8 protein-coding genes are annotated in these 13,553 nt (G+C 47.2%); 1 reads left to right on the forward strand and 7 read right to left on the reverse strand.

From position 1 onward, the window contains the following. Positions 1-9 precede the first annotated feature (9 nt). The 7 genes from gltB to ACPUEK_RS00620 form a co-directional block, all read right to left on the reverse strand. Positions 10-4,461 (reverse strand): glutamate synthase large subunit, encoded by a 4,452-nt coding sequence (gene gltB, locus ACPUEK_RS00590; protein ID WP_067215442.1) that lies wholly within the window; start codon positions 4,459-4,461, stop codon positions 10-12. Between the two features lie 397 nt (positions 4,462-4,858). After that, positions 4,859-6,451 (reverse strand): SPOR domain-containing protein, encoded by a 1,593-nt coding sequence (locus tag ACPUEK_RS00595; RefSeq protein WP_425641910.1) that lies wholly within the window; start codon positions 6,449-6,451, stop codon positions 4,859-4,861. A 25-nt stretch (positions 6,452-6,476) separates the two neighbouring features. Continuing rightward, positions 6,477-7,574: a 3-dehydroquinate synthase gene (aroB, locus tag ACPUEK_RS00600; RefSeq protein ID WP_425641911.1), complete on the reverse strand. Its 1,098-nt coding sequence runs from the start codon at positions 7,572-7,574 to the stop codon at positions 6,477-6,479. A 3-nt stretch (positions 7,575-7,577) separates the two neighbouring features. Continuing rightward, on the reverse strand, positions 7,578-8,117 hold the full coding sequence (locus ACPUEK_RS00605; RefSeq protein WP_067030056.1) for a shikimate kinase: 540 nt from the start codon (positions 8,115-8,117) through the stop codon (positions 7,578-7,580). 39 nt (positions 8,118-8,156) lie between these two features. After that, positions 8,157-9,326, reverse strand: a complete 1,170-nt coding sequence (locus ACPUEK_RS00610) for a type II and III secretion system protein (RefSeq protein ID WP_425641912.1) — start codon at positions 9,324-9,326, stop codon at positions 8,157-8,159. Positions 9,327-9,343: 17 nt separating this feature from the next. Further along, complete coding sequence (locus ACPUEK_RS00615) at positions 9,344-10,021, reverse strand: hypothetical protein (RefSeq protein ID WP_425641913.1); 678 nt, start codon at positions 10,019-10,021, stop codon at positions 9,344-9,346. Continuing rightward, entirely contained in the window at positions 10,018-10,896 is an 879-nt protein-coding gene (locus ACPUEK_RS00620) for a hypothetical protein (protein ID WP_067030047.1), read from the reverse strand. The genes ACPUEK_RS00615 and ACPUEK_RS00620 overlap by 4 nt, the downstream gene beginning before the upstream one ends. Positions 10,897-11,080: 184 nt before the next feature. Between ACPUEK_RS00620 and ACPUEK_RS00625 the strand changes: the two genes are divergently transcribed. After that, a complete protein-coding gene (locus tag ACPUEK_RS00625) occupies positions 11,081-13,540 on the forward strand; it encodes a penicillin-binding protein 1A (RefSeq protein ID WP_425641914.1) in 2,460 nt (819 codons plus the stop codon). The last annotated feature ends 13 nt before the right edge of the window (positions 13,541-13,553 follow it).

Raw genomic sequence — 13,553 nt, forward strand, 5'->3', positions numbered from 1 at the left:
CCAAGTCGCTTATTCTGGACGCTGACGAGTATTTGCCAATAGCTGTCCAAGGCTGGCCGCTTTTGGCTTCACTAACCAGAACTTACCGATGTAATCGTAGAAGTTTTCTAGGATTTCACGGCCCCACTCGCTATCAGTTTCACGAACATACTCTTCGATCACACTGCGTAGGTGTGAACGGTATTCTTCCGTAATTTCAGTGCCTACGCGCTGAATCTCAACTAACTCATGGTTGTACTTGTCTACGAAAGTACGGTCTAAATCCAACACGTAAGCGAAGCCACCGGTCATACCGGCACCGAAGTTGTAACCCGTGTTACCCAGTACCGTAATCAGACCGCCGGTCATGTATTCACAACAGTGATCGCCTGCGCCTTCAATAACCGCATGACAGCCAGAGTTACGCACACCAAAGCGCTCGCCCGCCGTGCCCGCCGCGAATAATTTACCGCCCGTTGCACCGTACAGACAGGTGTTACCAATAATCGCAGAGTCTTTTGAGTCAAACTCAGAACCTTTAGGTGGACGCACAACCAACTTACCAGCGGTCATCCCTTTACCAACGTAATCGTTCGCATCACCTTCTAAGTACATGTGAAGACCACCGACGTTCCACACACCGAACGACTGACCTGCAGTCCCGGTCAATTTCAACGTCAACGGGTTATCAACCATGCCTTGGTTGCCGTATCGTTTAGCAATTTCGCCTGACAAACGCGCACCAATCGAACGGTCTTGGTTCGTTACGTTAAACGTAAACTCACCACCCTCTTTCTCTTCTACTGCAGGTTGAACCGTTGCCCACATTTTCTCAGCCAGTAGGCCTTTATCATGCGGCGGGTTAAACGGCACTTGGCAGTACTGCGGCTTATCCGCAGGGATCGCGTCATTATTCAGAATTGGCGACAAATCTAAGTTAGCTTGTTTCTCTGTTTCACCAGGAAGCAGTTTTAACAAATCTGTACGGCCAATCAGATCGGCCATCGTGGTCACACCTAGCTTCGCCATCCACTGACGCGTGTCTTCAGCCATAAAGCGGAAGAAATTCTTAATCATTTCCACGGTACCGATGAAGTACTCTTCTCGCAGTTTTTCGTCCTGCGTTGCAACACCTGTCGCACAGTTGTTTAGATGACAGATACGCAAGAACTTACAGCCCATTGCCACCATTGGTGTGGTACCAAAACCGAAGCTTTCTGCACCTAGGATTGCTGCTTTAACAACGTCTAGGCCAGTTTTTAGACCACCGTCTGTTTGTAGACGAATTTTGCCACGAAGATCATTTGAGCGAAGCGCTTGTTGCGCTTCGGCCAAGCCAAGCTCCCAAGGAGAGCCAGCATGACGAATAGAGGTAATTGGCGAAGCCGCTGTACCACCATCGTAACCAGAGATGGTAATCAAGTCCGCGTAGGCTTTTGCAACACCCGCTGCAATCGTACCAACACCCGGTTCAGAAACCAGTTTCACTGACACTAAGGCTTCTGGGTTCACTTGTTTCAAATCGAAAATTAGCTGTGCTAAATCTTCAATCGAATAGATGTCGTGGTGCGGCGGTGGTGAAATCAGAGTCACGCCCGGAACCGCATAACGTAGACGAGCAATTAAGCCGTTCACTTTGCCGCCAGGTAGCTGACCACCTTCACCCGGTTTCGCACCTTGTGCCACTTTAATTTGCAGCACTTCCGCATTGACCAAATATTCTGCTGTCACACCAAAACGGCCAGAGGCGATTTGTTTGATTTTAGAGCGACGCTCTGTACCGTGACGCGCAGGGTCTTCACCACCCTCACCAGAGTTTGAGCGACAGCCCAATTCGTTCATCGCTTGTGCTAACGCTTCGTGTGCTTCTGGTGACAAAGCCCCCAGAGACATACCCGCAGAGTCGAAACGCGGCAGAATGCTTTCAATCGATTCAACTTTGTCTAGGCCAACCGTTTTAATATCATCTTTCAATGCAAACAGGTCACGCAGCATAGACGCTGGGCGGCTGTTTACAAGTTCAGCGTACTTGCTGAAGTCTTCAAACTTACCGCTGGTAACCGATGCTTGTAGATTACGAACCACTTCAGGGTTAAACGCATGGTACTCAGAACCATGTACGTATTTAAGATAACCGCCTTGGTTAATTGGCTTACGTGCTTTCCAAGCGTTGTCAGCAATAAGCTTCTGCTCACGCTGAAAATCGGCAAACGTAGAACCTTGAATTCGACTTGGTACGCCTTTAAAGCACAGATCAACGACTTTGCTATCTAAACCAACCGCTTCGAACAACTGTGCTCCACGGTAAGAAGCAACGGTCGAGATCCCCATCTTAGACATGATCTTCATCAGGCCTTTATTGATACCTTTACGGTATTTCTGATGGCACATGATTGGATCGCCCAATACTTCACCTTTATCGATCATGTCATTGATCAAACGGTAAGATAAGTAGGGGTAAACCGCTGTAGCACCAAAGCCTAGCAATACCGCAAATTGATGAGGATCACGGGCAAAACCCGTATCCGCAATGATGTTTGAATCACAGCGTAGACCCACTTCGACTAAGTGGTGATGCACCGCACCAACCGCCATCGGCGCGGGTACTGGCAAGTGGCCCTTTTCAATTTCTCGGTCGGTCAAGACAACAATTACCGCACCGTTACGCACCACTTCTTCCGCACTCATTTGTAGGTTACGGATCGCTTGCTCTAGACCGATTTCTTCTGGATTGTACGTTGTATTCAAACGCACCAAACGGAAGCGATGATCATCCATTGCCAACAGACGGCTGTACTTACGTGCCGACAATACTGGCGACGATAAAATAATACGGTTCGCGTGTTTTGGCGTCTCTTCGAACAAGTTACGTTCCACACCGATCAATGTCTCAAGCGACATAACAACAGACTCACGTAGTGGGTCGATGGGTGGGTTGGTCACCTGGGCGAACTTCTGACGGAAGTAATCTGTCACTGGACGCGTTTGGCTAGACATGACGGCCATCGGCGTGTCATCTCCCATAGAGCCAACGGCTTCGTGACCACTTTCCGCTAGCGGACGGAAGATTTGATCGCGCTCTTCAAAAGAAATCTGGAACATCTTTTGATACGTTGACATTTGCTCACGAGTAAATGGAACGAACTCCATTGAATGCTCTTGCAGCAACGCTTCGATACGCAAACCTTCTTGCTTCAACCATTTTTTGTATGGGTGAGCGGCCTTTAGCTTATTATCGATATCATCTGTATGCAGTACTTGGCCTGTCTGAGTATCGACTACCAACATCTTACCTGGACCCACACGGCCTTTTGATACAACGTCTTCAGGCTTGTAGTTATAAGTACCGATTTCGGAAGCAAGCGTGATGTAACCATTCTTCGTCACAACCCAACGAGCTGGACGCAAACCGTTACGGTCAAGCATACAAATCGCATGACGACCATCGGTCATTACAAGACCAGCAGGACCATCCCATGGCTCCATGTGCATCGAGTTGTACTCGTAGAACGCACGCAGTTCTGGATCCATGTTTTCAACGTTTTGCCATGCTGGTGGAATAATCATACGAGCGGCACGGAAAATATCCATGCCACCGGTCACTAGCAGCTCTAACATATTGTCCATAGAAGACGAGTCAGAACCAGTGAGGTTAACAACAGGCGTTAATTCTTGTATTTCCGGTAACAATGGCGAACGCAGTTTATTACCACGTGCAATCGCCCAATTACGGTTACCTTCGATAGTGTTGATCTCGCCATTGTGCGCCAACATGCGGAATGGCTGAGCAAGCGGCCATTTCGGCAGTGTATTAGTTGAAAAGCGTTGGTGGAAAACACAGATGGCCGTTTTAAGTTTTTCGTTACCTAGGTCTTTATAAAACGTTGGCAAGTCAACGGGCATCATCAAGCCCTTGTATGCCAATACTTTGTCAGACAATGAACAGATGTAGAAGTTTTCATAGTGCGCAAGCTCGATCTCACAGCGACGGCGCGCAACAAAAAGGCGTGTCGCAAACGTGCGCGCATCCAAACGGTTGCTGTCTACAAACACTTGTTCGATACGAGGCAAGCAATCTAATGCGATAGTACCTAAGCATGAAGGATCCACTGGCACGTCACGCCAGCCCACTACATTCAACCCTTCGGTTTCTAGTGCTTTGGTTAATGAATCACGTTGTTCATGCGCCAGCGCTTCGTCTTGGTCCATAAAGACCATGCCGACACCGTACAAATCCGAAAAGACGTGATTGAAAAGTGATTGTGCTTCTTCGCGAAGAAACGCATCGGGTTTTTGAATCAACAGACCACAGCCATCACCAGTTTTGCCGTCCGCAGCGATACCGCCACGGTGTGTCATACTGGTTAAAGATTCGATGGCGGTCTTGAGAAGGTCGTGACTAGACGTGCCTTCCATGTGAGCGATTAGGCCAAACCCACAGTTGTCTTTGAACTCGCCAGGACGATAAAGACCTGCATTCATACACCAACTCCCACAGTTAAATATAGAAAACTTTCATTCGATAATTTCAAATACAGTTAGGTAGACAAGCATCAGAAGTGCTTGTGAAATGGTTGTTATAGACTCACCTAACCATTTAAACGTGGAATCATACTACTCCGCGATGGGGGGGCACTCAAATCGACCAGATCATTATTTAGACAGGAAACACAGCAAACCATGCTTAGATGAAAACCATTCTCATGGTAAAGGAGAATTATCTATGGCTTGCTGATAACGGGGCAGAAAAATCCACTGGCTTTGAGGGTTATTCAGTCAAATATGGTTTTTTTTACTTTTTTCACATTTTCTTGCGAAAAACTAGACGAAAAAACCATTATTTTGGGTATTTTTAACCTTTAACGACCATATTTTTTACTTATTGCGCGCCAGCTTTCCGAATATCCTGCTGTATACCACGCACACTGCGAGCCCAAGGATTCAAGCTACGCAGCCCATTCGGTAGATTCTCTACCGCAGCAATGGCTTCACTGCGATTACGATACTCGCCGTACACCACCACAAACCAAGCTCGACCATTATGCAGCGACTCAAAATAACTAAACGCGCCCAAACTGCCTTGATCACGAATAAAGTCCTGCACCGTGTCTTTATTGTGAGTTCCCAGTAATTGTAGGGTATAACGATTGGGGTTTCGTTCTAACCACTCTTTTGTCTTATCAAATGGATCCGCGCTGGTTACTTGCTGTAACGGTATAGACTCTGGTTCAGGCTCCACTTTAGACGCCTCTGTTTGCAAAATAGGCGTTGATAGCTGTGGCTCTGTTTGATTGGCAGGTTCTGGCGATGCTAAACGAATCGGAGCGGTGGCGATATTAGACGTCGGCGTAGAGGTATTGTTGGATTGATTAGCGTTTTTAACTTGATTCGGTTGTAACGCTTCAGCAGGAACCGGTGGTAATGACACAGGAGACTCTTGGCCAATTTGGCGCTGCATCGCTTCAATTCGGGCAATGGTTTCTGAGCTGGCTTGACGCGGAGCATTTTGTGCAATCGGCGCAATGCTGGTGGTGTTCGTAACCGGCGTATCGTCGTCTCCATCACTAAAGATCACCGCGATTAGAATACCCAACATAATAATAGACATTAAAGCCATATGGACAATCGGAAAACCAAACGACCACCCACCTTTAAACTTAAAGCCTGCGCGCTTTTCTTTGCCCAATGATTGCGCTGCAGTGGCATCGCCCATCATTGCTAAAGCGGCTTTATTGATGCCGCCAGGTTGACCTTCTGACTGCTGGAATATCTTTTTAACCTGTTTATCACTGAATGGCAGGTTGATACCGCCACCAATTGCACGAACACGGTGCAGCATATAAGCACGTGTTTGCTCCAGCGAAAATGGCTCTAATTTCAGCTCATGACTAAGTTGCTCGTAACGACTCTTTTGATAGGCGTCTAAATTACGACTTAAGGAGTGTTCTGTGAACAGTGCCACGTGTGGGACTTCTTGAGATTCTGTCGCCAATGACATCATGTCCATCAACATGGTCACAGCATCCGTGTTTAGCTCGTGGGCATTATCAATCAAGATAATGGCCTTTTGTCCTTTGACTTCCGTTTCATGTGCAAACTTCAACAGCGGGCCAAACGACGTACCAGCATTACTGCTGTCTAACACATCCGCATAGCCAGCATAAATGGCTTGCAACAATTGACCGGCGGTCATCAACATCGATGCTTTCACATGGCTAATCACAGCCGTGTCATTCTGCAGTCGAATAAACTCCTGTAAAAAGCGCGTCTTACCACTGCCACTGGCACCGCGTATTACTGACAACAAGTTGGAATATCGACTTAGATGCTCCAGCATACCTAATTGCTGGTTACGCTCTTCGCTAGAAAAGAAGACTTGAGTGTCATTTGAGCCAAACGGATTCCTCAGCATCACTTTAGGTTGCTGATCTAAGGCTTCCTCCAGATTAAACTGAAAGTTTGGCTCCGCCATAGGTGTCCTCAAGTCTTAGGGTTATTTATTGGGCACTTGCCGCTTCAATAGCATCGTCTAAACAGCCGTTGAAATCATCCATGGAAAAGGCTGATGTAACGTAGGCTTCACCCAATGACTGTAACAGTACTAGACGCAAGCTCCCATCCAATACTTTCTTATCTAGTAACATACGTGCAATAAACGCTTCCCGTGTCATGCCTTTAGGCGGCAACACTGGCAATTTCGCTTTGGCCAATAAATGGACACTGCGCTCAACATCTTGTTCAGTCAGATTGCCCATTCGCCAAGAAAGGTCGACCGCTAATACCGTACCCGCACCGACCGCCTCTCCGTGTAGCCATTGACCATAGCCCATTTCTGTTTCAATCGCGTGGCCAAATGTGTGGCCCAAATTCAAGATAGCACGAATGCCACCTTCTTTTTCATCTTGCGCTACTACTCGAGCTTTAGCGTAGCAAGACTCATAAATAGCGTGAGTGATTTTCTCACCATCTAGTGTCATTAAGTCGTCAACATTCTCTTCAAGCCATGCAAAGAATGGGGCATCACAGATCAAACCGTATTTGATGACCTCGGCCATGCCCGCTGATAACTCACGCTCTGGCAATGTTTTCAGCGTTTCCGTATCAATGATCACCGCTTGCGGCTGATAAAAAGCGCCAATCATATTCTTGCCAAGCGGATGATTGACACCAGTTTTGCCGCCTACCGAAGAATCGACTTGTGATAATAAGGTCGTCGGCACTTGGATAAATGGCACGCCACGCTGATACGTCGCCGCCGCAAAACCGGCCATGTCACCTACCACTCCACCACCCAATGCGATGATTGTTGTCGTGCGGTTATGTTTCGCTTCTAACAACGAAGACATAATGCGTTCGTACGTTTCCAGTGTTTTATACTGTTCGCCGTCAGGCAGAATGCACGTATCCACTTGGTAGTCATCACCCAATACTGCTATTACATCGGCTAAGTAAAGTTCTGCCACAGTGGTATTGGTCACAACCATGACTTGCTTACCAGCAATGGCATCACTAAACAGTTGCTTCTGCTGGCGGATACCCGCGCCTATGTATATCGGGTAAGAGCGATCTCCAAGATCAACGGTAAGTGTGCGCATGATTTAAGCCTCCGCAGCTAAATGCTTTTTAATCGCGTCCATTACTTTATTAGCAACGGTTTTAGGATGACGAGAATCGGTTTCAACAATGACAGAAGCCACTTCTCGATACAAAGGGTCTCGCACCGTAAATAGACGCGTCAGCGTATCTTTAGGGTTCCCCTGTTTTAATAATGGGCGATGATTACTTTTAGAGGTACGCTGTAATTGCTGCGTCACCGAAGCAAAAAGGTACACGACTAAGGGTTGATGTTTCAGCATATCGCGGTTTTCGTCTTTCATGACGATACCGCCACCCGTTGCTAAGACAACGGGCGTTTGGTCCGCTTCTAGCATGGTTTGTAGGGTTTGAGTTTCACGACGGCGAAAACCTTCCTCACCTTCTTTTTCAAAGATCCAAGGAATGTCTGCACCGGCATTCTCTTCAATTACCCGATCAGAGTCGTAAAATTCTCTGTCTAACTGTTGCGACAGAAGGCGTCCGATGGTGGTTTTACCCGCTCCCATTGGACCCACTAAGATAATAGTCGGGGCGTTAATCATGTTTTAGTACTTCGAAGTTAACTGTATTTCGGCTACTGCCTAGTTTACCGACATTTTTAGCAGTTTTGGCGTAATAAATACAAGTAGTTCCCTCTTTTCTTGCTGTTCAGTCCGCTGACGGAACAACGCCCCCAATAATGGCACGTCCCCTAACACGGGAACTTTGCTGACCGTTACCAACTTTTCTTCCCTAAAAATACCTCCTAATACTAGAGTTTCGCCACTGCTGACTTCCACTTGCGTCTGAACTCGATTGGTTTCTAAGCTTGGGACACCGTTCACCATATCCCCAACCGAATCTTGGTGTATCTTTAAGTTTAACAACAATGTGGTCGCATCTTTTACCTCTGGCGTTACCTCCAGCACCAGCCCCGCCTGACGAAACTCCACACTTAAGTTTTCATCATCCATGACTTGGTAAGGCACTTCGGTACCTGACTCTATGCGTGCAGGCTGCCCTTCTGAGGTCACAATTTTCGGCCGCGCAATAATGTTCGCGGAGCCATTACGTTCAAGCCAATCCAATGTCGCCGACAAGTTTAGGTTGCCACTAACGCCGGATAGCCCCACGCTGATGGGTGCCGACGCAATTCCTAAGTCCACATTAGAGATCAAACCACTGTCCACTTGATCGACTAATCGTGCTTGCCAGTTAACACCCAGCTGCTCTTGTACTGAATCACTGACTTGCGCGATTTCAGCCGCAATCTCAATCTGTCTCATAGGGCTGTCTAGCCAGACAATAGCGCTGCCTAATACCTCTTCGGTGCCGCAGTAATGGGTCATAATGGCATTGGTTCGGGCATCTACAATGACTCTTATTCCCGTGAAGAACTGCTTTACATGCTCTCCTACCAGACCAGCTTTTGCGTGTTTCAAATGCCAAATGCGATCGGCACATTCTTCGTCACTTGATTCACTTTTCATTGAGGCTAAAGACCCCTCTTGCCTCTGCGTCAAAATCGCAATCTCGTCTTGCCAACTGAGTGACAGTGTTAGCTGTTGTGCCACAGCGCTGAGTATTTGCTGCCAATTGGCGTCTCGGATAGACAGCGTAATATCCGCATCAATATTGGGGTCAATTACCACACTGGTCCCTAACTCAGCCGCAAGCTGAGGTAACACTTGTTGTAGCGGCTGTTGGCGGACAAACACGTCTAGAGCCTGAACCGTCATACTCGTAAAATAAAGCCCACAAAAACCATCCATGTTTTGAGTGACTGCATTTAGTATTCCTTTTGTGATTGCTCCAGTGTGTTTAATCCCGTCATGTACAGTTTCTGGGTGAGTCCTTGCGCGCTTTGCAAAATCACGAAGTCCTGATCGATCTGAGCAAGTGTGGCTTGGAGCTCTGGTGACCAATGCCCTTCGTGTAGCCACAGTTCTTTTTGATTCACCTTAATCAAGGCCGCGGAACTCGCACCGTGAACAGTACTGATTAATTCCCCGGAATGGGGCCGATAGGCTCGTTGCTCAAAAGGTAAGATATTTATTTCGGGTTTTAATGTGCTTGGACGAAGCAGCTGCCAGCGAATATCAGCTCGCCATTGCTCATTATGACGCTGCCATATAACCGTTTCTGGCGTTAACCAAAAACGCTGCTGTATCGCTTCTAGCACCGTCGACCACTGAGGTAATGACATGGACGCAACCATGTGCATACCAATGACGGTGTCATTTTGTTTCAGCAGTGTCACCGGAAAATCTTGCGGTAACATGTTGAGAGAATGCGCAATAGTGCGCCACTGCTGTTCTTGATGCTGATAACGATCTATCGCCACTTGGCGTTCTAATTTGTATTGCCACAGCACATTAATAAGCCAAGCCACTAGGATACACTCAACTAACAGCCACCATTTCAAATACTTAGGCGAGGAAAAAGACTGAAAGATGTTTTGTTTCATAGCACTTCCTCACTCATAGTTACTTCAAGTGGCGGTAATCTATCGGGCCAATTTTCTTGCCATACTTGAACATCACTGGAATTTCCCGTAACCGTCACATGCACCTTATCCTCAGTGACTAACATGTCGTCTAGCCGAACATTAACAGGCAGAGTACGCAATTGAGTTAAGCTATCCACCACATGGGTTTGATGATGCCCCACACTTGGCCAAGGCCACTTAAATGTGTCCACAGCTTTTGGTGTTAAATTGCGAATCACTACGCTCCCCCAAATGCCTGAAAGCGCCACCAAAGCAATACATGCGACCAGTACCATTCGTGAATTTCGTTCTGCACGACGCTCAAGATAATCTTTTTGGTAGGATGAGAACGGTCTCATAACAGAGCGAAGGACCCGCCATGAGTGAGCATTACTCACCTGAATAGCGCGCTCGCTGAATACCTTTTTAATACCAAGCTGTTGAAAAATCTCATGGTATTTTTTAAGTAACACTGCGACATACATGGATAACGATTGATCGCTTTTAGCAATCACCACATAACTGAGCGTATGCTGCTGAGCATCGTGCCGAGTGACATTGCTCGCTTGAGTATGAGCTGCCATCAGATACAGTGATTGGGGTAACTCTGTATCCAGCTCAAATTGATCGCTCTCCAACCAATGATCTGGCAACAGCACAGCCACAGGCTTAGAGGCATGCGAGGGTAACAATTCAGCCAACTGCTTTAACGCATCATCAATAGATACATTACCAACTGACAATGCATCCCTTTGGTTTGCCTGAGTATTACAGTGAAAGTAGTCTTTGCAATAATATGATTGCCAGTGGTCTTGACGCCAAACCAATAAATACGGTCGCGCGAGAAAATGCATGGTTCCCTCCATGAAAATAGTAAAGCCATCCATAGCTTTTGATGATGACGCGATTATGAACTTACTTATGCAATCAGCGCCATATCTTTACAACAAGATAACATGAAAATTCAGCCCCACAAGCCACCAAGGTCAACACAAGTCAGGTATAATCGTCAGAACACAAAATAACCAGTGACCGATCATGGCCAAAACATTCAAAATACTCTTTATCCTTGCCCTTCTTGGCGCCTTGGCAACTGTTGGCATTACCTATGGTGTTTATCAACAGGTGAAAGACAGCATTCCGACCAAGGAGGAAATGAAAGACATTGAGCTGCAGATCCCATTGCGTATTTATACGCGAGATGAAAAGCTCATTGGCGAATTTGGCGAACAACGCCGTTCACCAATCCGCTATGAAGACATTCCGCATGATTTAGAGAATGCCGTATTGGCCGCGGAAGACAGCAACTTCTATCATCATCCTGGTGTCGATATTGTTGGCTTATTGCGCGCCGCATATCAATTGGTTTCAACGGGGGAGATTCAAAGTGGTGGTAGTACCATCACCATGCAAGTAGCGCGAAACTACTTCTTGTCTTTTGAACAGACCTTCATGCGTAAGTTTACCGAGATTTTCATCTCATTGAAGTTGGAACAAGAACTGTCTAAGCATGACATTCTTGAGCTTTATATGAACAAAATCTACTTGGGTAAACGTGCATACGGCTTCGAAGCGGCGGCCCAAGTCTATTATGGTAAGCATCTTGACGAATTGACGTTAGCACAATACGCCATGATCGCAGGCTTACCGAAAGCGCCTTCACGCTATAATCCAGTTGCAAACTCTTCACGAGCCTTGATCCGCCGTAATTGGATTCTTCAGCGAATGCTAACACTGGGAATGATCGAGAAAGAGGCCTATCAAAATGCTGTTGAAGCGCCGGTGACGGCTGAGAACTACGGTATTCAACCCGATATTGAAGCCAATTACGTGGCTGAAATGGTGCGTCATGAACTGTACCAAAGCTACGGAGAAAAACTCTACACCGAAGGTTTGGTGGTCTACACCACCATCGATTCAGAACGTCAAAACAACGCCAATCAGTCCGTCTACGATGGTGTGATGGCGTACGATGAGCGCCATGGTTACCGCGGCACATTAGACACTCGTACCAATTTAGTCTCCGCGACACTAGAAGAACAGCAAGACGTCTTTAAAAACTTCAGCAATATTCCGAGCTGGACTCTTGCTCTTGTGCTTGAAACAACAGATACCAATGCGAAGCTTCGCCTAGAAGATGGCAGCACCTCCGACTTATCCTTTGATGGCATAAGCTGGGCCGCACCCTACATCAATGAAAACTACCATGGCAAAAACCCTAAAACAGTTGACGATGTATTGGTCGCTGGCGACATCATTCAACTGCGTCCAGATGACAATACAACTTGGCGTCTAGCGCAATCCCCTGCCGTACAAAGTGCCTTAATTTCTTTGGACAGCAAAGATGGAGCGATTGAATCTTTAGTGGGTGGGTTTGATTACTTCAGCAACAAGTTTAACCGTATCACGCAATCTAAGCGCCAACCGGGCTCTAACTTTAAACCGTTTATTTATGCCAGCGCGTTAGCCAACGGCTACACAGCCGCTTCGGTGATCAATGATGCGCCTGTAGTATTCCATGACAGTAACTTAGCCAGCGCTTGGCGCCCGACCAATGACGGCGGTAAATTTTATGGCCCAACACGCTTGCGCCAAGCCTTATACCGCTCTCAAAACGTCGTATCGGTTCGCTTACTTGATGAAATGGGCATCCGCCCAACGCTCGAATACGTTAAGCACTTTGGCTTTGATCCCAATGAGCTACCACGCAACTTATCATTATCTTTAGGCAGCGCAAACTTGTCACCTTTGCAAATTGCGACAGGCTACGCTGTCTTCTCAAATGGTGGCTATCGTGTCCAGCCTTACTTGATTGATCGTATTGAAGACCGTGCAGGTGAAATCGTCTTCCAAGCTGAGCCAATGACGGTGTGTAGCGACTGCACAATGCTAGAAAATGATATCGACAATCCTGATGCCCCCAACAAAGGGTTATTTGATACGGACAGCGGTGTGATCGAGCTCCCTGTTGCCCCCCGAGTCATCGACAGTGACATTGCCTATATCATGTACGACATTATGCGAGACGTGATTCGTTATGGCACTGGACGTCGTGCTCGTGTACTGGAACGTAGTGACATTGCCGGTAAAACAGGTACAACCAATGACGGACGTGATGCTTGGTTCTCTGGGTTCAACGGTGACATTGTCACGTCGGTTTGGACTGGATTTGACGATATGTCGCCACTAGGCCGTGGAGAATGGGGTGGGTCAGCGTCTTTGCCAACGTGGATTAACTACATGCGCGCGGCGTTAGCAGATACCCCCGCCAGCTACGTCAACAAGCCCTCATCACTGGTTACCGTGCGAATTGATCCGGATACAGGCGAGCGTGCATTACCGGGGCAATCAAATGCCATGTTTGAAATGTTCCGTAAAGACCATGTGCCCGAACGACGCATGAGCGCTCGCTCTGAACAAGCAGGCAGCAATACGCAGAACAATTCATCGTCTGAACAAGCCCCCTCCAGTAACATCGCTATCGAGAACTTGTTCTAATCAAATCTAGGTT

The organism is Marinomonas gallaica (genome assembly GCF_049821165.1).
In the GTDB taxonomy this organism is placed as follows: Bacteria; Pseudomonadota; Gammaproteobacteria; order Pseudomonadales; family Marinomonadaceae; genus Marinomonas; species Marinomonas gallaica.